We start from the raw sequence: 23,344 nt of genomic DNA, 5'->3' as shown, positions 1-23,344 counted from the left end.
CGGATGACGACGGTGCGCCGTGTCACTCCTCGGGCTGCCTGATCTCGGCGTACCGAATCGCGACGGTGCGCCTACACTCAGCGCAGCATCTCCGCGACCAGGAAGGCCAGCTCCAGCGACTGCTGGGTGTTCAGCCGGGGATCGCAGGCGGTCTCGTACCGGCCGGACAGATCCAGATCGGAGATGTCCTGGGCGCCGCCGAGGCATTCGGTGACGTCCTCGCCGGTCAGTTCGATGTGCATGCCGCCGGGGTGCGTGCCGAGCGCGTGGTGCACCTCGAAGAAGCCCTGCACCTCGTCGACGATGCGGTCGAAGTGGCGGGTCTTGAACCCGGTGGACGCCTCGTGCGTGTTGCCGTGCATCGGGTCGCACTGCCAGATCACCTGGTGGCCGGTGGCCTGCACCTTTTCGATGATGGGCGGCAGCACGTCGCGGACCTTGCTGTGGCCCATCCTGGACACGATGGTCAGCCTGCCCGGCTCGTTGTTCGGGTCCAGCCGCTCGACGTATTCCACGGCCTGCTCGGGCGTGGTGGATGGACCGATCTTCAGGCCGATCGGGTTGGCGAGCAGCTCCGCGAACGCGATGTGCGCGCCGTCGAGCTGGCGGGTGCGCTCGCCGATCCAGAGGAAGTGCGCGGACAGGTCGTAGAGCACCGGCTCGCCGATCGCGTTCTCGCTCAGCCGCAGCATGGCGCGCTCGTAGTCCAGCACCAGCGCCTCGTGGCTGGCGTAGATGCGCGCCGATTTCAGGCTGGGATCGTTGACCCGGCACGCCGTCATGAACGCGAGGCCGCGGTCGATCTCCTCGGCCAGCGCCTCGTACCGGGCGCCCGCGGGCGACTTGGCCACGAAGTCGCGGTTCCAGTCGTGCACCTTGTGCAGATCGGCCATGCCCGCTCCGGTGAGCGCCCGCACGAGGTTCATCGCGGCGCTGGCGTTGGCGTAGGCGCGGATCAGGCGCGACGGGTCGTGCTCGCGCAGCGCCGCGTCGGCGGCCAGCGCGTTGATCATGTCGCCGCGGTAGGACTTGAGGCCGAGCGCATCGATGTCCGAGGAGCGCGGTTTGGCGTACTGCCCCGCGATCCGCGCCACCTTGACCACGGGCAGGCTCGCGCCGTAGGTGAGCACGACCGCCATCTGCAGCAGGGTGCGGATGTTGCCACGAATGTGCGGCTCGGTGTTGTCTGCGAACGTCTCCGCGCAGTCGCCGCCCTGCATGAGGAACGCTTCGCCGCGGGCGACCTCGGCCAGCTGCGACCGCAGCTCCTCCACTTCGGCGGGCACGCAGATCGGCGGCACGCTCTCCAGTACGGTGCGCATCATGGCCGCCTGTTCCGGATCCCAGGACGGTTGCTGCAGCGCGGGCCGCGCCAGCGCGTCGTCCAGCCGTCTGCGCAGCTCGGCGGGCAGCGGCGGCAGTTCCGGCAGGCGATCGATGGGTACGTCGACGGTCCAGTTCACCAGTTCAGAATACGGACCGTTCGCCCTCCGGGGATACCCGGTGGTAGTGGTGGAAGGTCGCACCAAGGTGGCGGAAATCTCCACCGTATGGGTCCTTGCGAGCGGGCGTCAGCCGCCACCATAGGGTTTGCTGGGAACTCGTCACCTGCCGCGACGGCACCTGGAAACCGAGGAGAGACCGATCTCGCTGAGATATTTTTACGACTGCGAATTCATCGAAGACGGTGTGACCATCGATTTGGTCTCCATCGGCGTCGTCTGCGAGGACGGCCGGGAGTACTACGCGGTGTCCACCGAATTCGATCCCGACCGTGCGGGGCCGTGGGTGCGCAAATTCGTGTTGCCGCAGCTGCCGCCGCCGTCCTCACCGCTGTGGCGCAGCCGTGCGCGGATCCGCGACGAGCTGTACGCCTTCCTGGTGCCCAGGCCGACCGTGCAGCCGGAGCTGTGGGCCTGGGTCGCCGCCTATGACCATGTGGCGCTGTGCCAGCTCTGGGGGTCCATGGTGGACCTCCCCAACACGCTGCCCCGCTACACCAACGAGCTGCGCCAGCACTGGGAAGCGCACGGCCGTCCCGAGCTGCCGCCGATCCCACCCGACGCCCACGACGCGCTCGCCGACGCCCGGCACAACCTGGCCAAATTCGAAGCCATCGAAGCCGCCCGCCGCGCGGCGCCGCGCCTGTGACAGCCGCGGCATGACGCACGACGGCCCCGAGCCGGACTCGACTCGGGGCCGTCGTGTTGCGGACGTCAGTGGCCGTGCTTGCCGTTCGACGCCGCCTCTTGAGCCTGCTGCAGCACCTTCAGCTGCTTGTGCTCTTCCTCGTGCTCGATCTCGAAGTGGCGGTCGCTTTCCTCCTGCGGGTCCGGCCGCAGGAAGCTGCCGGTGCCCGGCTTGCCTGCCGCGCCCAGCTTGCTCATCTTCTTCGGGACCGGAGCGCCCTGATACGCCAGCGGAATCGGGTGACCGTGCTCGTCCACCGGGCCCAGCGGCTGGTGCACCTCGATGTACTCGCCGTGCGGCAGACGCTTGATCACACCGGTCTCGATGCCGTGCTCGAGCACCGCGCGGTCGCTGCGCTGCAAGCCGATGCAGAACCGGTAGGTGAGGAAGTACGCGATCGGCGGTGCGACGAGCAGGCCGATGCGGCCGATCCACGTGGTCGCGTTCAGCGAGATGTCGAACTTCAGCGCGACGATGTCGTTGACGCAGGACAGGGTCAGCACCACGTAGAACGCGATCGCCATCGCGCCGATCGCGGTGCGGACCGGCACGTCACGCGGGCGTTGCAGCAGGTTGTGGTGCGCGGCCTTGTCGCCGGTGAGGCGCTTCTCGATCCACGGGTAGGCGATCAGCACCGTGAACACCAAGCCCATGATCAGTGCCACCCAGAACACCGCGGGCACGGTGTAGCGGCCCAGATACAGCTCCCACGGCGGCATCAACCGCGCCATGCCGTCGGTCCACATCATGTAGAAGTCCGGCTGGGAACCGGCCGACACCTGCGAGGGGTTGTACGGGCCCAGGTTCCAGATCGGGTTGATCTGGAAGACGCCGCCCATGATGCCGACGATGCCGAGGGTGAAGGCGAAGAACGCGCCCTGGTCCGCGGCGAACACCGGCACGATGCGGGCGCCCACCACGTTGTTCTCGGTGCGGCCCGGGCCGGGGAACTGAGTGTGCTTCTGGTACCACACCAACGCCACATGCGCCGCGATCAGCGCCAGGATGATCCCGGGGAACAGCAGCACGTGCGCGATGTACAGGCGCGGAATGATGATGTCGCCGGGGAAGTCACCGCCGAACATCAGCCAGTGCAGCCACGTGCCGATGATCGGAATCGAGATGGTGATGCCGGAGAACGCGGCCCGCAGACCGGTACCCGAGAGCAGGTCATCCGGCAGCGAGTAGCCGAAGAAGCCCTCGAACATCGCCAGGATCAGCAGCAGCGAACCGATCACCCAGTTCGCCTCACGCGGCTTGCGGAACGCGCCGGTGAAGAAGATCCGGAACAGATGGATGATGATCGACGCCGCGAACAGCAGCGCCGCCCAGTGGTGCACCTGGCGGACGAACAGACCGCCGCGCACCTCGAAGGAGATGTTGAGCGCCGTCTCGTAGGCCCGCGACATGGTGACACCACGCAGCGGCTGGTAGGCGCCGTTGTAGACGACCTCGCTCATCGACGGATCGAAGAACAGGGTCAGATACACACCCGACAGCAGCAGGATGATGAAGCTGTAGAGCGCGATCTCACCGAGCAGGAACGACCAATGCGTCGGGAAGACCTTATTGATCGACCGCTTCACGAACGCGGCGGCGCGGTACCGCTCGTCCGCCTCGCTGGCTTGGGCTGCGACAGAAGGACTCATGAACGGCGCTCCCAGTAGGCCGGGCCGAGCGGCTCGATGAAGTCGCCGTTGGCGACCAGGAAGCCCTCAGCGTTGACGGTGATCGGCAGCTGCGGCAGCGCGCGAGCGGCGGGACCGAAGACCGGCTTGCCCCATTCGGTCGCGGAGAACTGCGACTGGTGGCAGGGGCACAGGATCCGGTTGGTCTGCTGCTCGAACAGCGAGGTCGGGCAGCCGAGGTGGGTGCAGATCTTCGAGTAGGCGAAGTAGTCGCCGTAGTTGAAGCTCTCCTGGCCCTTGCGCTTGATCGCCTTCTGCGCGTCCTCGGTGCGCAGGCGGATCAGCATGACGGCGTTGCGGATGCCGCGCAGCGACTGCAGCGTGGCGTGCTCGTCGCCGCGCCACTTCTCCTTCCACGGGAACACCGTCTCCATGGCGCCCGCGTCCAGGTCCTCCGGACGGACCAGCACCACATCCTCCGGGCGACCGGTGTCGCGACGGATGTAGATGGTCTCGCCCGGGTAGTCCGGGGTCCAGCCGGAGACCCACAGCGGCGACTTGTCGCCCTTGGCCCACGGGTTCTTGATCATGCCGCCGACGAACACCAGCAGCGCGCCGATGCCGAGCACGCCGACACCGGCGCCCGCGGTGCGGGTGATCATCTTGCGGCGGCCCAGGGTCGAGGTCTCCAGCGCGTCCTGCAGCTCGGCCACCAGGGTGCGGCGCTCCACCTCCGGGGAGGGACCGTCGTGCCGCTCCTGGATGGACAGCTCGGCGGGGATGAACATCTTGCGGATCAACACCACCGCCACGCCGATGACCAGCACCGAGATGCCGAAGGTCAGGCCGATCAGCGGGGTGAACAGGGAGTAGAGCCCGTGGCCCTCCTCTTCCTTGCCCTTGAACTCCCACGGCCAGAACAGGAACACCCCGACCAGCGCCGCGGCCGCGATGCCGGACACCGCGAACCAGAAGCTCACCGCGCGCTCGGCCCGCTTCTCCGCGCGGGTGCCCGGGATCGGGAAACGCTCGCGGCGGTAGGCGACGTTCACGCCGTCGCGCTCGGTACCCAGCTTGACCAGCTCATCGCGCGACATCGCGTCGAGTTCCGCCTCGGTCGGCTCCGCCGGGGTGGCGTTCACCGACTGCTCGTCCGACGGTCGCGTGTCGCGGCCCTCATCCGGCCGACCCATGTCGTCTCGCTCCTTATCCATCATGACCTCGATCCGATCCACATCGCGGCGCCGACCACGAGCGTGATGCCGACCACCCAGATGGCCAGACCCTCGGTCGCGGGACCGAACCCACCGAGATCCCAGCCGCCGGGGCTGTGCTCCTCGGTCGCGTTCTTGACGTAGGCGATGATGTCGCGCTTCTCCTCCGGGCTCAGCTGGCGGTCGGAGAACTTCGGCATGTTCTGCGGACCGGTGAGCATCGCCGCCAGGATCTGCTGCTCGCTCGCCGGTTCCAGCGGCGGCGCGAACTTACCGGAGGACAGCGCGCCGCCGCGTCCGGTGAAGTTGTGGCAGGACGCGCAGTTCATCCGGAACAGCTCCGAACCGCGGGCGACGTCGTCGCCGCGCAGCGACTCCTGCGCGATCTCGCCGTTGGCGTCGCGGACCACCGTGGGCCCGCCGCCGTTGGCCGCCACGTAGGCGCTCAGCGCGTCGGTCTGGTGGGCGTCGAACTTCGGTGGCTTGCGCTGCGCCTGCGCCTCGTTGCGGGCCATCGGCATGCGGCCGGAGGACACCTGGAAGTAGACGGCGGCCTCGCCGACGCCGATCAGGCTGGGACCGCGGTCGGCCACACCCTGCAGGTTCGCGCCGTGGCAGGTGATGCAGGACGTGTCGTAGAGCTGCTGGCCCTCGCGGATCAGCGCGGACTGGTCCTCGTTCGCGGTCGCGCGCTGGGGGTCCGGCGTCAGGGCCGATGCCAGGAAGCCTGCTCCGACGAGGCCCACCAGCAGCGCAAGCCCGCCCGCGATGCGACGGCGAACGCGGCGCTGCCTGCGCGTCTTGCTGGCCTGGCCGTTCCCGGGGCTCGCGGGCTCTGGCGCTGACGGGGGAGATGAACTCATCTGTGTCCCTTTGGAGTAGACGGAACCGACTTCTGCAAAAGATCTGAGGGATTGCCGCGCACGCTGCTCGGCTGCGCGGCGTCCACGCTCAGCGGACGAAGTAGATCGTGGCGAACAACCCGATCCACACGATGTCGACGAAGTGCCAGTAGTAGGAGACCACGATCGCGGCGGTGGCCTGCGCGGGGGTGAACTTGCTCACCTTGGTGCGGGCCAGCAGGAACAGGAACGCGATCAGACCGCCGATGACGTGCAGACCGTGGAAGCCGGTGGTGATGTAGAACACCGAGCCGTAGGAGCTACTGGCGATCGACGTGCCCTCGCGCACCAGGTTCATGTACTCGTAGCCCTGGCCGCCGACGAAGAACGCGCCCATCAGGAAGGTGATGACATACCAGCGGCGCAGGCCGAACACGTCGCCCTTCTCCGCGGCGAACACACCCATCTGGCAGGTGAACGACGACGCGACCAGCACGGCCGTGACCGGCACGGCGAGCTTCAGGTTCAGCTCGGTCGGTTCCGGCGGCCAGTGACCGTGCGCCTGCGCGCGCGCGACGAAGTACATCGCGAACAGGCCGGCGAAGAACATCAGCTCGCTCGACAGCCAGATGATGGTACCGACGCTGACCATGTTGGGCCGGTTCAGCGAATGCACACGCTGGGTAATGGCCGATCCTGGGGTCCCTACTGCGGTCGTCACGGGGGTAAGTATGACTCGTCGTAGTACGACAGCAGTACCCGGGTACGAAACTCGTTCCTTCGCGTCGGAAACGGCAGGCCGGGACAGGCTCTCGACCAGGCGCGAACGCGGGGGCGGACGACCGCGCCGCCAGCATGACAGGCGCGGGTAAGGAAAACCTGAGATGGAGGCGAGGGTGGCACCACGGCTGTGGCGACGGCTCGTGCGGCGGGACCGGCGAACGGAGCTGGACCCGAACCGAGCGGATCTGGTGGTGGTCGCCGCCAGCTTCGACGACGCGGAGGCCTGCTCGACCGCGCTGGCGCGCGCGACCGGACTGGTGCCCGACGCGCCCGCGGTGCTGCGCCATCACCTGCGCATCCCGCCCCGGCACGTCGAGACGGTCTGCGCGATCGCCGCACAGGACGGATACACCCCCGCACCGCAGGTGGGCGGACCGGGCACCGACGCTCTCGAAACGGTGATCCTGCAGCGGGTCCAACTGCTGGACGCGCTGCACTGCTCCCAGGAGCGCTCGCGCATGGCCGGTCTCGCACAGCGTCACGACGGCACCGCCGACGGCTGGGACGCCTTGCAACCGCACGACGCCGCGTGACGGTCTCGCTGCGCTGGAAACCGGTGCTGGGCCTAGGCTGCTTGCGGACGAACTGGTGCGCGAGACCAGTGTGACGGGAGAAGTGTGGAATGAGCGTGCGCAGCTGGCCCCAGGTGCTCGGGACCCTCGCCGATGGCGGCGACCTGGCGGCGGACGACACGGCGTGGGCGATGAACGAGATCATGTCCGACAACGCCACCCCCGCGCAGATCGCGGCGTTCGGTGTCGCCATGAAGATCAAGGGCCCCACTCCCGCCGAACTGACCGGTCTGGCCGTGGGCATGCTCGACCACGCGCGGCTGGTGGCGATCGACGGCGACGCGGTCGACATCGTCGGCACCGGCGGCGACCGCTCCGGCTCGGTGAACATCTCCACCATGTCCTCGATCGTGGTGGCCGCCGCGGGTGTGCCGGTCGTCAAGCACGGCAACCGGGCCGCGTCGTCCAAGAGCGGCGGCGCCGACGTGCTGGAGGCGCTGGGCGTGAAGCTTGTGCTCGGTCCCGAGGCGGTGGCCCGTTGTGTGCGGGAGATCGGCATCGGGTTCTGTTTCGCGCCCGTCTTCCATCCGGCGCTGCGGTACGCGGGAGCGGCGCGCAGGGAGATCGGCATTCCCACCGTCTTCAATGTGCTCGGGCCGCTGACCAACCCGGCGCAGCCGCGCGCGGGGCTGGTCGGGTGCGCGTTCCCCGATCTGCTCCCGGTGATCGCGGGCGTATTCGCCGAACGCGGTGCCAGCGCGCTGGTGGTGCGCGGCAACGACGGTCTGGACGAGATCACGACCTCCGACACCACCACCGCGTGGATCGTCTCCGGCGGCCGCACCCGCCAGACGACCATCGATCCCACCCGGATCGGCATCCGGCGCGTGGAGCTGGACGCGTTGCGCGGCGGCGATGCCGAGGTCAATGCGGGCGTGGCCCGCGAGGTGTTCGCCGGTGGCGGGGCGGCGGTGCGGGACGCGGTGCTGCTCAATTCGGCCGCCGCGATCGTGGCCTACGACTGGTCGCGCGACGCGGGCGATCCCGACGCCGACCTGCACGACGCGCTGGCCGCGGGCATCGAGCGCGCCGCCGAAGCCGTCGACAGCGGCAAGGCGGCCGCGTTGCTGGAGCGCTGGGCGAAGCTGACGCAGACGCTCGGCGACAACTGACCGCGCTACTCCCCCAGCGAGAAACCCGCCTCCACCTCGGCGCGCGAGTACGACTTGAACGCGATGTGCGTCGTCGTGCGCACCACACCGGGCGTCTTGTCGATCCGGCCGGTCACCACTTCGGCGATCTGCTCGTGATCGCGCACCCGCACGATCGCGATCAGGTCCACGTCGCCCGCGCACGAGTACACCTCGGCGACGCCCTCGGTGTCCGCGACCGCCTGCGCGGTCTCGGGGATGCGGGCGTTGTCGGCGTGAATCAAGACGATCGCGGTAATCATGGTGCTCAGCCTAAGCGGTCAAGGTAGGCCTGCTCGGTCGGTTGGGCGCGCGCCGCCGCGTCGGCCACCTCGACCCAGCCCAGCCACCGCGCCGCGCCGTACATCGGCTCGCGATACCCCTCGCTGGTCCGCACGATCCGGACCCCGGGCCGCGCCAACCAGCGCACCACCAAGGCGACTTCCTCAGGCGAGGCGCCCCGCAACGGTGGAGCGTCCGCGTGCGACGAGATGTTCGCGGACGCTGCCGGTGCGTCCGGGTTCGGCCGTGCCGGTGCGGTGACATCGGCGTGCGGCAGACCCCGCCCCGTGGCGGACACTGCCGAGGCGAGTGGAGCCGCCGGATCCACACGGGAGACGGTCGAGTCGTTCGCCGCGCACGCGGCTTCGGGCTCATGCTCAGCAGGCGCGAAATCTCCGGTGGGAACCACGGTTTCGGCAGCGGCGACGATCTGTTCCACGATCGGCATCGGCGGCGCTCCGCGTGGCGCGGTACCGGAACCGGCGAGGCGACCGTATCGGATGACCGCGAATTCCCACCCACCGTTGCCGTCCGGGTGCGCGGCGATCAGCTCGGCGATTCGCGCCACCGCGGCCAGCCGCTGGGTGCGATGCAGCGCGCGCACCACTTGGACGGCACGGTCACGCAACCGTGCGGCCGCCTCGAAATGCTCGGCACCCGAGTGTCTTTCGATACGGTCGAGCATGGCTCGCAGCGGCGCGTCGGAGCGTCCGGCGAACAGTGCGCGCACGAGTGCGGGCGCTGGGGCGTAGTCCATCGCTTCGAGCGATCGGCCGTCCGAGCCCGCCGGGCAGCCGCCGACGATCGCGGGCGGGCATTGGTGGACCGCTCCTCGGGGCAGCCGGGTGGTGCAGGTGCGCAGGCCGGTGAACTCCGCGATGATCACGCCCAGATCCGCGGCGTCGTTGCGGGAGTGGAACGGCCCCAGCGCATCCCGGGTCGGTTCCCGTACCACGGAGAAGCGCGGGAACGGCTCGTCGGTCAGGATGAGCCACCATGCCCGCTTCGGGAACTTCGACCGCCGGTTGTACGGCGGGGTGTGCGCCACCAGCAACCGCAGTTCCCGCACTCCCGCCTCGAGCGCGTGCGCGCACACCACGTGGTCGACCCGAGTCGCCAGCGACACCATCTCTTTCATGCGGCCTCTGGTCTCCGAACCGGTGAAGTAGTTGCGGACGCGGCGGCGCAAGTTGACGGCCGTCCCTATATAGAGGACTTCGCCGGAGGGACCACGGAACAGATACACCCCCGGGGCGGCGGGCAGGTCGGCGGCGAGGAAGCGCTTGGAACGCTGCCGGGGCGTCACATCCGGCAGGTAGTCGAGCAGTTCGGTGAGGCTGTGCACGCCTTGGTTGCCGACGCGGCCGATCAGGGCGTGCAGCACGTCGACGGTCGCACGCGCGTCCTGCAGGGCGCGGTGGGTCGGCTGGGTGGTGGCGCCGAGCAGACGGGCCAGCGAGCTCAGCCGTACCGAGGGCGCTTCGTCGCGCCCGAGCACCCGCCGCGCGAGCTTCACCGTGCACAGCACCTGCGCCGCGGGCCAGGGTATGTCGCACTGCGCCGCGGCGGCGCGCAGGAACGCCATGTCGAACCGGGCGTTGTGCGCGACGAGCACCGCGCCGGCGGCGAATTCCAGGAAGCCGGGCAGCACCGCCTCGATCCGCGGGGCCGCGTACACCATGGCGGTGGTGATTCCCGTGACGTGCACGACCGCGGGCGGCACCTCGCGTCCCGGATTGACCAGTGTGGCGAACTCCCCGAGCACCTCTCCGCCGCGCACCTTGACCGCGCCGATCTCGGTGATGCCGTCTGCGCCCGGGCTGGTGCCCGTGGTCTCCAGGTCGACCACCACGAAGGTGGTCTCGTACAGAGGCGTGTCGAGTTCGTCGAAGGCCAGTTGCTTGGCGGCGGTCGCGCGCGGCGCTGGGTCGGGCACGGCGTGCAGCGTAGGGCCACGGTCCGACAGGAAACCGGCGCGCGGTCTCGGCACGAAATGTCCGAATAACACCGTGCGGATTCGGTGGCGATACCCAGGAAATGATCTAGAAATACGAAAAAGTGAGCCAGATCACGCAGAGGGCGAAAACTGTATCAAACATTGAGGCGCGTCTTGCTGTGCGCCCGCAGCCGCCGCCGGGCGTGTCGGCCTGCCCGGCCGCTACCGCACGCGAACCGCCGACCATACACGGATTTATGCCGCTTTCCTGCGGTCTAGCTGCGAGAACAGCTCCCCACACCCAACGAGGACGAGGGTGGCCGCACCCACTCCGCGCGGCCCGGCGACCCCACCATTTCGACGCCGTTATCTTTTCGTGATTTGGTGGGACGTATCTCACACCCAATGGACCGCAAATTCAGCGGACAACGGCTTTTCACATGCCGCGGGCTTTACAAATGACCGTGATGCGTTCGTAACCTTTTCGAGACCTCACGGAGTCCGACGAAGTCCGCGGCACCACCGGGTGCGGCGTCGTGAGGCAGATTGGGAGTACCGCATCATGACGACCAACGCCGTCAAGCGTCAGGCACAGCGCGCTGTTGCCGCCGGGGCCGTCGGCGCTGCCACCCTTGGCGCGTTCCTGCTTCCGGCCGCACCCGCGTCGGCCCAGCCGGTGACCATCCCCGGCATCGGAACCATCGAGGTTCCGAACGAGATCCCGGTGCCGCAGGGCGCCCCGGGTCTCGAGCTGCCCGGTCCCGCTCCGCTGCCCTTCGCCGCCCCGAAGCCGGCGGGCGAGATCGCGCTGGACGCCGCTCTGAGCAAGGTGGGCTCCCCCTACGTCTACGGCGCCGCGGGCCCCAACGCGTTCGACTGCTCCGGCCTGGTGCAGTGGTCCTACCGGCAGGCGGGCATCGAGCTGCCGCGCACCAGCGGCGCGCAACTCGCCGCGGGCAGCCCCGTGTCGCTGAACGATCTTCAGCCGGGCGACCTGGTCTCCTTCTACGGCGGCGGCCACTCCGGCCTGTACGCCGGTGACGGCAACATCGTGCACGCGGCCACCTCCGGCACGCCCGTGCAGGTCGTGCCGATCTCCTCGATGCCGGTCGCCGGCGCCCGCCGGTTCTGAGCAGCCGCTGATCGGGCCGCGTATCGCGGCCCGACCACAGCGTGGACGGCGTGATCATTTCGTTCTCTACTGGACATCGACACACGCCGTTCCGTAACCTAACCGAGACCTTCCGCTGGATACCCCGGGTTCGCACCTGGCAAACCTCCGGGTTCGGCGAGGGTCTTCGCGTCGGTTTCACGAGAGATCGCTTCACGAGAGAACGGGGCACCACGGGCTGTGGCTGAGATTCACCGGAGACAGCGCGGGAAACGCCTGGTGGGAGCGATGCTCGCAGCTGGAATGCTGACCACGGGCCTGTGCGTCGGCGGTCCCGCCGGAGCCGATCCGGTCGCGCTTCCCACGACGGCCACCGAAGCCGTGCAACGCATGATCGACCTCTCCCGCCAGGCCGAGCAGCTCAATCAGCAAGCGCTGGACGCGGAGACGGAGTTGGACGCCAAACTCGTCGTCCAACGCGACGCCGAAGCCAAACTGGCCTCCACCACCGACATGGTCAACCGCGCCCGCGACGAGGTGCGGCGCTATCAGCCGGTCATCGATCGCACGGCGATCGCCGCCTACCAGGGCGCGCGCACCAACCGCCTGTTCGCCGTGCTGGTCAGCGACTCACCGCAGCAACTGCTCGACCAGATGTCCACGCTGGACGTGGTCACCGCGCAGACCTCCGCGCAGCTGGACAAATACAAGAAGGCCACCGACGCCGCGACGGCGGCCGAATCGACCGCCCGCGCCGCCGCCGACGCCGCCCGCTCGGCCGCGGACAAGGCCGACGCGGTGCGCAGCGATCTGGAGAAGAAGCGCAACGATCTAGGCAGCGCGATCGCCGAAGTGGTGCAGGCGTGGAGCGGGTTGTCGGCCACGGACAAGTCGTCGCTTGCGGGCTCGCCGTTCCCGCCCGGCTACGACCGCGACACCCTGCTGCAAGGCTTGGTCCCCGGCAGCGGCACGAGCGCGCTGGCCGCCGGGCTCACCCGCGTCGGCGACCCGTACGTCTGGGGCGCCACCGGCCCGAACCAGTTCGACTGCTCCGGCCTGGTCCAATGGGTGTTCAAACAGGTCGGCAAGACCGTGCCGCGCACCAGCTCGCAACAGGCCGCCTACGGCACACCCGTCGCCAAGAAGGACATGCAGCCCGGCGACGTGGTCTTCTTCTACTCCGACGCGTCACACGTCGGCATCTACGCGGGCAACGGCCTCATGCTGCACGCCTCCACCTTCGGCGTCCCCGTCGCGGTCGCACCCCTTGGCTCGACACCGTTCCACTCGGCTCGGCGATACTAGGCGCCGTGAGCGAGCGCCAGCGAGCGAACCGAAAACACAGCCGAGCCCTCGCTCGTGCCGAAGCCGAGCGCCAGCGAGGCGCAGGCATGAGCGAGCTTCAGCCACCCTCGGTCCGTACTGGCGGACAGCAGAGCTACGCGATCGGCGATGAGCCGCGACGCAGTGACAGCGGGCGATGCCCGGCAGCGGCGCGACCCACTCGGACAGCAACGAGGCACGGTGCTCCCGCGCGGCCCGATCCGGTTGCTCGCCGAGAGGCGGATCCGCCGTACGAGGCGCGCCGATGACCGGCGTGCGGAGGTTGCGCGCGTGGTGGTCGGCGCGGCGGCGCTTCGAGTTCTGTCTCACCGTTGTGGCGGTGGTGGCGTTGACCGCCGTGGGTGTCGCCCTGCTCATGCTGCCCAACGCGGGGCTGCCGACAATGCGGGCGGCGGCACCGGGCTCGACCGACGTCGTGGGCCAGGCCGCGGCGGCCGATCCCCGGCTGGCCGAGGTGCGGCGCATCGTGGAACCGTTCGGGCCGATCGTCTCCCGCCAGGTGCCGACCGGTGCGGGACGGCAGTCCCTGGTCGTCGGCCATCCCGCGCAGCAGGCCGACATCGATGTCCTGGAGCGCGAGCTCCCCGCCGCCATCGCCGCGGTGACCGACGTGTGGGGCACCGGCTGGGCGCAGTCGGCGCTGGTGGTCGTGGCCTCGTCCCCGTCCGAATTCGCGGGCCTGGTTCGCGCGAGCAGCCTGGTGCCCGCCGAGGTCGCCGCCGCGTCGATCGCCGACCCGTTCACCCGCGGCAGCCAGCCCACCGGCCAGCGCGTGGTCTTCGGACCGGACACCGGCCGCCGCCTTGATCCGGCGGGCATGGCCACGCTGCTGCGTCATGAACTCACCCACATCGCCGCCCGCGCCGACACCGTCGACGGCGCACCGCTGTGGATGCTGGAGGGCTTCGCCGACTACACCGCCAACCACGGGCAGGGCCGTCGCTTCGCCGAGGTCGCTCCCACCGTCACCGCCAACGCCCGCGCGGGTGACCTACCCGGCGATCTCCCCTCCGACGCCGAATTCTCCGGCCCCGACGCCGCGCTCGCCTACGAAAAGGCCTGGTCGATCTGCGCCTTCGTCGCCGAGAAGTACGACCGTCCCCGCCTCGTCCAGCTCTACCACCGCATCGCCGCGGCCGAGCAGAACCCCACCACCGAAGACGGCATCCTCCGCGACGTCCTCGGCACCACGCGCAGCGACTTCATCGCCGACTGGCACTCCTGGCTCACCGCCCAGACCACCTGACCACCCTCACCGCGATCCGAGTTACGTCCGGACCGCGCGCGGCATCTGGAGCACACGCCGGTGCCGCTGCGGCGGAGTGTGCTGTTGGAGCTGGAAGAGGAATCCGCCGCCGATTTCGCGCGAACGAGCGCCAGCCGTTTCTGGGCGGCAACCGACAAAGATCTCAGACGACCAGCTGGCGTGGCTGCGCGCACCGGGCAACCGGGCAACCGGGCAACCGGGCAACCGGGCAACCGGGCAACCGGGCAACCGGGCAACCGGGCAACCGGGCAACCGGGCAACCGGGCAACCGGGCAACCGGGCAACCGGGCAACCGGGCAACCGGGCAACCGGGCAACCGGGCAACCGGGCAACCGACTGAGTCATAGCAGCCCCGCCGGGTTACGTCCAGGCGACCAATCGCATCCCGACAGGCCCCAATGGCTGTCGCCCGGCACAATTGCACCGCAACCCTGGTGCCGCGGTTACCAGGACCAGTCGACCACTCGGCCCAGCTCCCACTTTCGAGCGCAGCGAGACCGAGCATTCCCCGTTCGCGGCCCGGCTCGCGTCCGAGCGGCCGACGCGCAAGCGACGAAGTCGCAAGCGGCGGTCGCTCGGACGCGAGCCACAAGAGGGCCGCGAACACCCAGCGCCGCAGGCGCTGGCAAAACCAACACAGCGCCGCAGGCGCTGGCAAAACCAACACAGCGCCGCAGGCGCTGCAAATCAAACACAGTATTTTGTTCCGCATGGCCCGAACTTTGCTGGTTACCAATGATTTCCCGCCGCGGCCGGGCGGTATCCAGTCGTATCTGCAGGCGCTGGCCGGTCAGCTGCCGCCCGATGACCTGGTGGTCTATGCCCCGCGGTGGCGCGGCGACAGCCACCTGAAGTTCGACGCCAAGCAGAAGTTCCAGGTGGTGCGCCATCCCACCACGCTGATGCTGCCGACTCCGCTGGTGCTGCGCCGCGCCGCGCGCCTGCTGCGCAGCGAGCAGTGCGACACGGTGTGGTTCGGCGCGGCGGCGCCGCTGGCGCTGCTGTCTCCTGCGCTGCGTCGTGCGGGCGCCGAGCGCATTCTGGCCAGTACCCATGGCCATGAGGTCGGCTGGTCGATGCTGCCCGGCGCACGGCAGGCGCTGCGCGCCATCGGCGAGCACACCGACGTGGTCACCTACGTCAGCCGCTACACCCGCCGCCGGTTCGCGTCCGCGTTCGGGCCGAACGCGGCGCTGGAGTATCTGCCGCCCGGCGTGGACTCCGAGGTTTTCCGCCCGGATCCGGCGGCGCGTGCCGAGTTGCGCGAACGCTACGGTCTGGGCGATCGCCCGACCATCCTGTGCCTGTCCCGGCTGGTTCCGCGCAAGGGTCAGGACGCGCTGATCCTGGCGATGCGCGATATCCGGGAGCGGGTCGAGGGTGCCGTGCTGGTGATCGCGGGCGGCGGCCCGTTCGAGCAGAAGTTGCGCGCGCTGGCGGCGGCCGCGGGCGTCTCCGATGACGTGGTGTTCACCGGTCGCGTCCCGTCCGGCGAGCTGGCCGCGCATCACACGCTGGCCGACGTCTTCGCGATGCCGTGCCGCACCAGGGGCGCGGGCCTGGACGTGGAGGGCCTCGGCATCGTCTACCTGGAGGCGTCGGCGTCCGGCGTCCCGGTGGTGGCGGGCAATTCCGGTGGGGCGCCGGAAACCGTCATCGAGGGCAAGACCGGTCGGGTGGTGGACGGCCGTTCCGTGCAGCAGATCGCCGACGCCCTGGTGGAGATCCTGTCCGATCGGGATGCCGCGGCGCGGATGGGCGCGGCGGGGCGCGCGTTCGTCGAGCAGCAGTGGCGCTGGGACAGCCTGGGCGCACGCCTGCGACAGCTGCTGCGGTGATCCGCGTCGCATCTACTACGCTCAGCGGTGTGAGCAGTATCCAGGTCGCAGATCAGACCTTCGTCGCCGCGTCGGGGGCTGCCGTCGCCGAGCAGCTGGCGGGACCGGGCAAGTGGCGCCGCTGGTGGCCGGACCTGGCCTTGGAGGTCCGGGAAGACCGCGGCGAGAAGGGGATCCGCTGGTCGGTGACCGGCGCGCTGACCGGCACCATGGAAGTGTGGCTGCAACCCTCCCTGGACGGCGTGATCCTGCACTACTTCTTGCACGCCGAGCCGGTGCCCGCGCTGCCGGCGGGCAAGCTCGCCGCGGCCAACCGGGCGCGCCGCGTCGCGGGCAAGCAGATGTCGTTCGAACTGAAGTCCCGGCTGGAAGCGGGTCGCCCGGCCGGTGTGGCGCCCGCATCCCTGTCGTGACGCCCCAGCACCGACGCTGAAAGGAAGCGCTGTCCGCATGGCCGACCGGACCCAGAGATCGATCGTCATCGAGGCTCCGTCGCAGCAGGTGATGGCCGTCATCGCCGACCTGGAGTCCTACCCGCAGTGGGTGGCGGCGGCGAAATCGGTCGAGGTGCTCCAGAAGCGGCCGGACGGCCTGGCCGAGACCGCTCGGTTCGTGCTGGACACCGGGGTGGTGAAGGACACCTACGTCCTGTCCTACGACTGGCGGGCCGATCACAAGGCGGTCAGCTGGACGCTGCTCAGCGGTGAACTGCAGAAAGCGCAGCACGGCACCTACGAGCTGATCGATCTCCCCGACGGCAGAACCGAGGTCGTCTACACGCTGACGGTCGATTTGAACATTCCGATGATCGGCATGTTCAAGCGCAAGGCCGAGAAGGTGATCACCGATACGGCGCTGAAGGAACTGAAGAAACGGGTCGAAGGCTGATCGCGCACGAGACCCGGGTCGACCTGTTCATCGGCAAGGGCGGGGTAGGCAAGACCACGCTCGCCTGCGCCACCGCGATGGCCGAGGCCAGGTCGGGCCGCCGCGTGCTGGTCGCCTCGCTGGATCAGGCGCACTCCCTTGGCGACGCGCTCGGCTTCCGTTTCCCGCACGATCCCGGCACCGTGACCGGCATCGCCACCGTGCTGCCCGGTCTGGACGTGATCGAGGTGGATTCGCTCGCGTTGCTCGAGGACCGGTTCCGCGACGTGGTCCGGATGATCTCGACGGGTCGCGGCCACCAGCACGGCATCGATCTGGCCGCCCTGGACCCGGCGGAGCTGACCGGCCTGCCCGGCGTGCAGGAACTGCTGATGCTGGTGGAGATCGCCCAGTTCGCCGCGGAGGACACCTGGGACCTGATCGTCGTCGACTGCCCGCCGTCGGCGGACATGCTGCGCATCGTCACCGCGCCGGGCACGCTGCTGGGCTATGTGGAGCGGATCTGGCCGCCGCACGCGCGGGCGATGAGCGCCGTCGGCACCGATCTGCGCCGCGCCGTGCTCGCCGCGACGGTGGAACGGATCGTGAAGGCGGTCAGCGAGGTTCGGGATCTGCTCGCCGACCATCGGCGTACGGGGGCGCGGCTGGTCACGGTCGCCGAGCGGGTCGCGGTGGCCGAATCCGAGCGGGTGCGCTCCGCGGCGGCGCTGCTGGGCCTGCGGCTGGACGCGGTTGTGGTGAACAAGGTGCTGCCCGATCTCGCGCCGCCTGCCGATGCGGCCGGAGCGGAACATCCGGCGGTGCAGTGGTATTCGAATCGGCGCGGCGAACAAGATGACGTGATCGCCGAGTTGCGGCGCAAGATGCCAGGTGTCCCGGTGCTGATCGCACGGCACACCGGCGCGGAGCCGATCGGCTTGAATTCGCTGGCCGCGCTGTCGTACGCGATGGACTCGGCAGGCGACACCCGCGACGCTGCGCTTATGCTGAGCGACAATCAGACGGAGGTCGACGCGAGTTCCGGCGAACCGATGGTCCGCCGGGAATCCGGCACCGGGTTGCGATCGGTGTACGCGCTACGCATGCACCTGCCGGTGGTCGACGCCGCGACGCTGCGCCTTGGCCGAGTGGAGGACGATTTGATCGTGGGAGCGGACGGAGTCCGGCGCCGGGTGCGCCTGGCGCCGGTATTGCGGCGGTGCACGGTCGAGGGCGCTGAACTCGACGACGGATACCTGGTGGTGCGGTTCCGGCCGGATCCGCGGGTCTGGTCGCCTATGTCCGAAAGCCACGACCATGACGGATGATCCGCGTCCGCCCCTGGACGGCGAGACCGGCGGCCACGCCGCGCACGACGGCCTCGCCGAATTCACGGAGGAACTGAAACTGCTGGCCGAGGCAGTGCTGGAACGCGTGGAGCCGGTGCTGCGGCGCGCCGCGGAAGGTCAGGTCGAGTGGTCCAGTTGCAGCTGGTGCCCGGTGTGCGCGGCCGCGGCGCTGGTCCGCGGCGAGCATCACGAGGTGCTGACCGCCGTCGCCGAGCACGGCACCGCGATCGTCACCGTGCTGCGGGAGGCGCTGGCCGGGGTGCCGGTCGAGCCGGTCATGCCGACCGACGCCGACCCGGAAACCGCTGCGCCGCATCGGCACGGTCCCGGCGGGGACGCGCAGGATCAGGAGCGCTCCCGCTATGTCGACATCCCCGTGACGATCAAGGTATGACGCATCAGATGGCCGGCGCGCGACCGCTGACCGTCGGAATCGACGTCGGCGGCACCAACATTCGCGCCTCCGTGATCGACGGCGGCGGAGAGGTGCTCGACACCGTCCAGGCGCCGACGCCGCACTCCGCGCGAGCGCTGGAGGACGCACTCGACCGTGCCGTGCGCGACCTGTGCGGCAGGCACGCGATCAGCGCGGTGGGTTTGGCCGTCGCCGGATTCATCAGCGGGGACCGCTCGACCGTCCGGTTCGCCCCGCATCTGCCGTGGCAGGATGCGCCGGTCGCGCAGCGGCTCAGCGAGCGCCTCGAGCTGCCGGTGATCCTGGAGCACGACGCGAACGCCGCGATGTGGGCCGAGTACCGGTTCGGCGCCGCGGCGGGCGGGCACAACGTGGTGCTCATCGCGATCGGCACCGGCATCGGCGCCGCGCTGCTCATCGACGGCCAGCTGTATCGGGGCACGCACGGCGTCGCGCCGGAACTCGGTCATCTGCAAGTGGTTCCGCAGGGGCGGCCCTGCCCGTGCGGCAAGAACGGGTGCTGGGAGCGCTATTGCAGCGGAACGGCGCTGGCCGACACCGCGATCGAGATGCTGGCCACCGACCCGGTGCGGTCGGTGCTGGCCAGGGACGTGGCACGCGATCCCGGGTCGCTGACCGGGCGGCGGGTCGCGGGCGCCGCGCAGGACGGCGACCCGCTCGCGGTGCGGGTGATGGCCGACTTCGCCCGCTGGCTGGGGCTCGGGCTGGCGTTCGTCAGCGACATCTTCGACCCGGATCTGGTGGTCATCGCGGGTGGCGTGAGCAGTTCGGCGCCGCTGTTCCTGGACGAGGCGCGCGAGGAATACGCGCGCGCGGTCACCGGCGCGGGGCATCGGCCGCTGGCCCGGATCCGGACCACCCAGCTGGGCGAAGCGGCGGGCATGATCGGCGCCGCGGACCTGGCGAGGGCGGCGCTGCCCGCCGGCGCGCGCAAGTCGGCGCGCGTGGCGCGAACGAGCCGTTGACGCACCCTGGCAGGGCCCTCGTGGCCTGCGGCGACACGCTGAGGGCCGGGATCGGTCGACCCACGGGCCGAAGTGTGGTGAGATTCGCCGCTGCGCTTGGATGTGATCTTGCACCAGCGGTAAAGTCGGCACTTGATGTAGGTGCCCGCAACTATCCCGGTTCCGGGGGAAGGACGTCATGTTCTACTGGCTGCTGAAGTTCGTGCTGCTGGGACCATTCATTCATCTCTACAACCGACCTACGGTCGAGGGTGTGGAGAACATTCCGGCGCATGGGCCGGCCATCATGGCGGGTAACCATCTCTCCTTCGCCGACTGGCTGTTCGCGCCGCTGCTGAGCCCGCGGCGGATCAACTACCTCGCCAAGGCCGAGTACTTCAACACTCCGGGCATCAAGGGCCGGTTCCAGAAGTGGTTCTTCAGCGCCAGCGGTCAGTATCCGATCGACCGCAGCAGCGCCGACGCGGCCGAGGACGCGCTCAACGCCGCCCGCAAGCTGCTCGACCAGGGCCGCCTGGTCGGCCTCTACCCGGAGGGCACCCGCTCCCCCGACGGCCGCCTGTACAAGGGCAAGACCGGCCTGGCGCGCCTGGCGCTGGAGACCGGCGTCCCGGTCATCCCGGTGGCCGTCATCGGCACCGACAAGGTCTCCCCGCCGGGACCGTTCCGCTGGCGCCGCAAGAAGGTGACGCTCAAGTTCGGTGCGCCCATCGACTTCTCCCGCTACGAGGGCATGGGCGGCAACCGCTTCGTCGAACGCGCCGTCACCGACGAGGTCATGTACGAGCTGATGCAGCTCACCGGCCAGGAGTACGTCGACGTCTACGCGCACAGCCTCAAGAAGGGCGTCCCGAGCGGCAGCCGCCCCGAGTCCGTCCCCGTGCGCATCCCCGACACCGCCGCAGGCTGAACCGATCCGACGTTGCGGCCCCGAGACCATCTGGTCGCGGGGCCGCTTTCATGAGCGGCGCGGTCGCAACTCGGAAGGGCACCCCGCTCGCCGGAATCGAATTGCGCTGTGCTGCCGTGTACTCCCAGAACCCGCGCACCGGGGTGCCGAACTCTTGGACGCGCCCGAACTGGTGCGATGAGGTTGCTCACAGCGTAAGGAAACGCCAAGGTTTTGTTCGGGTGGGGCGGGGAGACTGCGGGGCATGTTCAAGAAATTGCTGGCGGCGGCCGGGGTCGGTGGGGCCGAGGTGGAGACGGAGTTGTTCACCCCAGGTGTGCAGCCCGGGGGCACGGTTGAAGGCGTGGTCCGGTTGCGGGGTGGGCAGGTCGCGCAGGAGATCGCCTCGGTGGGCGTGGAATTCGTGACGAGAGCCGAACAGGAATACGAGGACCACGAGGGCGTGCGCGATATAGCGTTCGGCCGTACCGGGGTGCACGGTCCGCTGCACTTGCCTCCGGGAGCGGTGCTGGATTTCCGTTTCGCGGCCCGCGCGCCGATGGAAACGCCGATCACCTTCTACAACGGCAGGCACCTGCCCGGCACAGTGGTCGCGCTGCGCACGATCGTGGAGATCCAGGGCGCGGTGGACGCCGCCGACACCGACCCGATCGGCGTCGGCGCGCTCCCTGCCCAGCATGTGCTGCTGGAAGCCGTGGAACGCTTGGGCTTCCACCTGCGCAGCGCGGACGTGGAATCGGGCCGGGTGCACAACACGCCCCAGACGCTGCCGTTCTACCAGGAAATCGAATTCGCGGCCTCGCCGCGCTACCCGCGCCTGAACCAGCTCGAGGTGACCTTCGTCCCCACCGAGACCGGCATGAGCGTGGTTTTGGAGGCGGACAAGCGCGGCGGATGGATCTCCGAGGGCCGCGACGTCTTCGACGCGCTGTGGGTGGACTACCAGCACCTGGGCGGCGTGGACTGGGCGGCCGAACTGCACCACCGCGTGGAACGCTTGGCGCACTGAGCAGGCGCCCGTCCGGGAGCCGCTGTTGGCCGTACGGACCGCACCCGTTTACATGGCGTTGAGATAGCCGCGCCAGAGTTGCCGCATGACCGGTTCGGACTTCGGAATCTCCCGGCGCACCGTGCTGCGCGCCTCCGCCCTCGGACTCGTCGCCGTGCCCGCGCTGGCGTGCTCGCCGGACAGCGGCCCCGGCCTGGTCCGTCAGCGCCCGGTGCTCACGCACGGCGTCGCGGTGGGTGACCCGCGCACCGACGGCGCCCTGATCTGGGCGCGCGCCGACCGCCCTGCCACGTTGATCGTGGAGACCGCCGCGACCGAATCGTTCACCGACGCCAAGCGTTTCACCGGGCCGCTGCTCACACCGGACTCCGATGGCACCGGCCGGGTGCGGGTCAACGGCCTGCCCGCGGGACAGCAGGTGCACTACCGGGTGACGCTCCAGGGCGAGGACGGCGCCACCTCCGAACCGGTCACCGGCGCCTTCCGCACCGTGCCCACCACCGCGGCGGACATCAAGCTGCAATGGTCCGGTGACGTCGCGGGTCAGGGCTACGGAATCAACCCGGACGTGGGCGGGATGAGGATCTTCGCCACCATGGCCGCCCGCGACCCGCACCTGTTCCTGCACTCCGGCGACTCGATCTACGCCGATGGGCCGCTGAAGGAATCGGTCACCCTCCCCGACGGCCGGGTCTGGCGCAATGTCGTGACCGAGGCGAAAAGCGCTGTCGCGCAGACGCTGGAGCAGTTCCGCGGCAACTACGCCTACAACCTGACCGACGAGAACTACCGCCGCTTCAACAGTTCGGTCGCCCAGGTGGTGCAGTGGGACGACCACGAGACGGTGAACAACTGGTACCCGGGCGGTCTGGTCGCCGAGTCCAAGGGCTACGGCGAACGCAGCATGGACACCTTGGCCGTCCGTTCCTGGCAGGCGTTCCACGAATGGATGCCGCTGGAGCCCAAGGAGGCGGTGGACGGACGGCTGTATCGCAAGATCGCATACGGCCCGCTGCTCGACGTCTTCGTGCTGGACATGCGAACCAACAAGGACGCCAACGACGCCAACAACGGACCCGATGGCCGCGTTCTCGGCCCGGCACAGACGACCTGGCTGATCGACGGCCTGCGCGAGTCCAGGGCGACGTGGAAGATCATCGCCAACGACCTGCCGCTGGGTGTGATCGTCCCGGACGGCGAGCAGAAGAACACCAGCGCCTACGAAGGCCCCGCCAACGGCGACCCCGGCGCGCCCTCGGGCCGGGAAAGGGAGATCGCTCGGGTGCTGTCGTCCATCAAGGCGAACAAGGTGACCAACGTCGTGTGGCTCACCGCCGACGTGCACTACACCGCCGCGCACCGCTACTCCCCCGAGCGCGCGGCTTTCACCGACTTCGACGAGTTCTGGGAATTCGTCTCCGGTCCGCTCAACGCGGGCGCGTTCGGCCCGAACCCGCTGGATGGCACGTTCGGTCCGGAGGCGGTCTTCGTGCACGCGCCCCCGGTTCAGAACAGTTCGCCACTGGACGCCTACCAGCACTTCGGCGAGGTGCGCATCGACGGGAAGTCACGAGAACTGACCATCGATCTGTGCGATGCGAGCGGATCGGTGCTGTTCAGCCAGCGGCTTGCACCCGCGTCCCGATAGCACCCGGCATCGGGCGAGCGTAG

Annotated in this window: 22 protein-coding genes and 1 pseudogene; 16 read left to right on the top strand and 7 right to left on the bottom strand. The window is 69.4% G+C overall.

Annotation, left to right across the window (positions count from 1 at the left end; translation table 11 throughout):
* Positions 1 to 77: 77 nt before the first annotated feature.
* Positions 78 to 1,463: a class II 3-deoxy-7-phosphoheptulonate synthase gene (locus ON34_RS09090; RefSeq protein ID WP_040776837.1), complete on the bottom strand. Its 1,386-nt coding sequence runs from the start codon at positions 1,461 to 1,463 to the stop codon at positions 78 to 80.
* Between the two features lie 187 nt (positions 1,464 to 1,650).
* Here ON34_RS09090 and ON34_RS09085 point away from each other — a divergent pair, with 187 nt between their 5' ends.
* On the top strand, positions 1,651 to 2,151 hold the full coding sequence (locus ON34_RS09085) for a polyadenylate-specific 3'-exoribonuclease AS (RefSeq protein WP_040776986.1): 501 nt from the start codon (positions 1,651 to 1,653) through the stop codon (positions 2,149 to 2,151).
* 65 nt (positions 2,152 to 2,216) lie between these two features.
* Here ON34_RS09085 and qcrB read toward each other — a convergent pair whose 3' ends face one another.
* The 4 genes from qcrB to ctaE all read right to left on the bottom strand — a co-directional run bounded on the left by qcrB (position 2,217) and on the right by ctaE (position 6,595).
* Complete coding sequence (gene qcrB, locus ON34_RS09080) at positions 2,217 to 3,839, bottom strand: cytochrome bc1 complex cytochrome b subunit (RefSeq protein ID WP_040776835.1); 1,623 nt, start codon at positions 3,837 to 3,839, stop codon at positions 2,217 to 2,219.
* The gene (qcrA, locus tag ON34_RS09075; protein ID WP_051022313.1) at positions 3,836 to 5,011 is read right to left on the bottom strand and encodes a cytochrome bc1 complex Rieske iron-sulfur subunit; all 1,176 of its coding nucleotides are present in this window, start codon (positions 5,009 to 5,011) and stop codon (positions 3,836 to 3,838) included. Before qcrA ends, qcrB begins: the two co-directional genes overlap by 4 nt.
* 20 nt (positions 5,012 to 5,031) lie before the next feature.
* Positions 5,032 to 5,895 (bottom strand): cytochrome bc1 complex diheme cytochrome c subunit, encoded by an 864-nt coding sequence (gene qcrC / locus ON34_RS09070; RefSeq protein WP_169333852.1) that lies wholly within the window; start codon positions 5,893 to 5,895, stop codon positions 5,032 to 5,034.
* Between the two features lie 88 nt (positions 5,896 to 5,983).
* Positions 5,984 to 6,595: an aa3-type cytochrome oxidase subunit III gene (ctaE, locus tag ON34_RS09065; RefSeq protein WP_040776833.1), complete on the bottom strand. Its 612-nt coding sequence runs from the start codon at positions 6,593 to 6,595 to the stop codon at positions 5,984 to 5,986.
* Positions 6,596 to 6,758: 163 nt separating this feature from the next.
* Between ctaE and ON34_RS09060 the strand changes: the two genes are divergently transcribed.
* Together ON34_RS09060 and trpD are read left to right on the top strand one after the other, a co-directional pair.
* Complete coding sequence (locus ON34_RS09060; protein WP_040776831.1) at positions 6,759 to 7,190, top strand: hypothetical protein; 432 nt, start codon at positions 6,759 to 6,761, stop codon at positions 7,188 to 7,190.
* Positions 7,191 to 7,279: 89 nt separating this feature from the next.
* The gene (gene trpD / locus ON34_RS09055; protein WP_040776830.1) at positions 7,280 to 8,341 is read left to right on the top strand and encodes an anthranilate phosphoribosyltransferase; all 1,062 of its coding nucleotides are present in this window, start codon (positions 7,280 to 7,282) and stop codon (positions 8,339 to 8,341) included.
* Between the two features lie 5 nt (positions 8,342 to 8,346).
* On the opposite strand, the gene ON34_RS09050 is transcribed toward trpD, so the two are convergent.
* Both ON34_RS09050 and ON34_RS09045 read right to left on the bottom strand, forming a co-directional pair.
* Entirely contained in the window at positions 8,347 to 8,622 is a 276-nt protein-coding gene (locus ON34_RS09050; protein WP_040776827.1) for an Lrp/AsnC family transcriptional regulator, read from the bottom strand.
* Positions 8,623 to 8,627: 5 nt separating this feature from the next.
* The gene (locus tag ON34_RS09045) at positions 8,628 to 10,577 is read right to left on the bottom strand and encodes a DEDD exonuclease domain-containing protein (protein WP_051022312.1); all 1,950 of its coding nucleotides are present in this window, start codon (positions 10,575 to 10,577) and stop codon (positions 8,628 to 8,630) included.
* Positions 10,578 to 11,139: 562 nt separating this feature from the next.
* Between ON34_RS09045 and ON34_RS09040 the strand changes: the two genes are divergently transcribed.
* The 13 genes and pseudogenes from ON34_RS09040 to ON34_RS08985 all read left to right on the top strand — a co-directional run bounded on the left by ON34_RS09040 (position 11,140) and on the right by ON34_RS08985 (position 23,321).
* The gene (locus ON34_RS09040; RefSeq protein WP_040776825.1) at positions 11,140 to 11,709 is read left to right on the top strand and encodes a C40 family peptidase; all 570 of its coding nucleotides are present in this window, start codon (positions 11,140 to 11,142) and stop codon (positions 11,707 to 11,709) included.
* 267 nt (positions 11,710 to 11,976) lie between these two features.
* Positions 11,977 to 12,993 (top strand): C40 family peptidase, encoded by a 1,017-nt coding sequence (locus ON34_RS09035; protein WP_051022296.1) that lies wholly within the window; start codon positions 11,977 to 11,979, stop codon positions 12,991 to 12,993.
* A 283-nt stretch (positions 12,994 to 13,276) separates the two neighbouring features.
* Complete coding sequence (locus ON34_RS09030) at positions 13,277 to 14,278, top strand: hypothetical protein (protein ID WP_040776821.1); 1,002 nt, start codon at positions 13,277 to 13,279, stop codon at positions 14,276 to 14,278.
* 39 nt (positions 14,279 to 14,317) lie between these two features.
* A pseudogene (locus ON34_RS35915) lies at positions 14,318 to 14,434 on the top strand (stealth conserved region 3 domain-containing protein); the annotation flags it as partial.
* A gap of 575 nt (positions 14,435 to 15,009) precedes the next feature.
* Complete coding sequence (locus ON34_RS09025; protein WP_040776819.1) at positions 15,010 to 16,137, top strand: glycosyltransferase family 4 protein; 1,128 nt, start codon at positions 15,010 to 15,012, stop codon at positions 16,135 to 16,137.
* A 29-nt stretch (positions 16,138 to 16,166) separates the two neighbouring features.
* Positions 16,167 to 16,550, top strand: coding sequence for a hypothetical protein (locus ON34_RS09020; protein ID WP_040776818.1), 384 nt, complete (start codon positions 16,167 to 16,169; stop codon positions 16,548 to 16,550).
* A 37-nt stretch (positions 16,551 to 16,587) separates the two neighbouring features.
* The gene (locus tag ON34_RS09015; protein WP_040776814.1) at positions 16,588 to 17,025 is read left to right on the top strand and encodes an SRPBCC family protein; all 438 of its coding nucleotides are present in this window, start codon (positions 16,588 to 16,590) and stop codon (positions 17,023 to 17,025) included.
* The gene (locus ON34_RS09010; protein ID WP_306303637.1) at positions 17,022 to 18,332 is read left to right on the top strand and encodes an ArsA family ATPase; all 1,311 of its coding nucleotides are present in this window, start codon (positions 17,022 to 17,024) and stop codon (positions 18,330 to 18,332) included. Before ON34_RS09015 ends, ON34_RS09010 begins: the two co-directional genes overlap by 4 nt.
* Positions 18,322 to 18,747, top strand: coding sequence for a hypothetical protein (locus ON34_RS33455; RefSeq protein ID WP_063821653.1), 426 nt, complete (start codon positions 18,322 to 18,324; stop codon positions 18,745 to 18,747). Before ON34_RS09010 ends, ON34_RS33455 begins: the two co-directional genes overlap by 11 nt.
* Positions 18,744 to 19,754 carry an ROK family protein gene (locus ON34_RS09000; protein ID WP_040776809.1) on the top strand — a complete coding sequence of 337 codons (1,011 nt, stop codon included), beginning with the start codon at positions 18,744 to 18,746 and terminating at the stop codon, positions 19,752 to 19,754. Before ON34_RS33455 ends, ON34_RS09000 begins: the two co-directional genes overlap by 4 nt.
* A gap of 178 nt (positions 19,755 to 19,932) precedes the next feature.
* A complete protein-coding gene (locus tag ON34_RS08995) occupies positions 19,933 to 20,664 on the top strand; it encodes a lysophospholipid acyltransferase family protein (protein ID WP_040776806.1) in 732 nt (243 codons plus the stop codon).
* Positions 20,665 to 20,908: 244 nt separating this feature from the next.
* Positions 20,909 to 21,673, top strand: coding sequence for a sporulation protein (locus tag ON34_RS08990; RefSeq protein WP_040776803.1), 765 nt, complete (start codon positions 20,909 to 20,911; stop codon positions 21,671 to 21,673).
* Between the two features lie 85 nt (positions 21,674 to 21,758).
* On the top strand, positions 21,759 to 23,321 hold the full coding sequence (locus ON34_RS08985) for an alkaline phosphatase D family protein (protein WP_040776801.1): 1,563 nt from the start codon (positions 21,759 to 21,761) through the stop codon (positions 23,319 to 23,321).
* Positions 23,322 to 23,344 lie beyond the last annotated feature (23 nt).

It is taken from the genome of Nocardia pneumoniae NBRC 100136, from assembly GCF_000308755.1.
Taxonomy (GTDB): domain Bacteria; phylum Actinomycetota; class Actinomycetes; order Mycobacteriales; family Mycobacteriaceae; genus Nocardia; species Nocardia pneumoniae.
The sequence above is the reverse complement of the archived record's forward strand: the minus strand, read 5'-3'. Positions and strand labels throughout refer to the sequence as shown.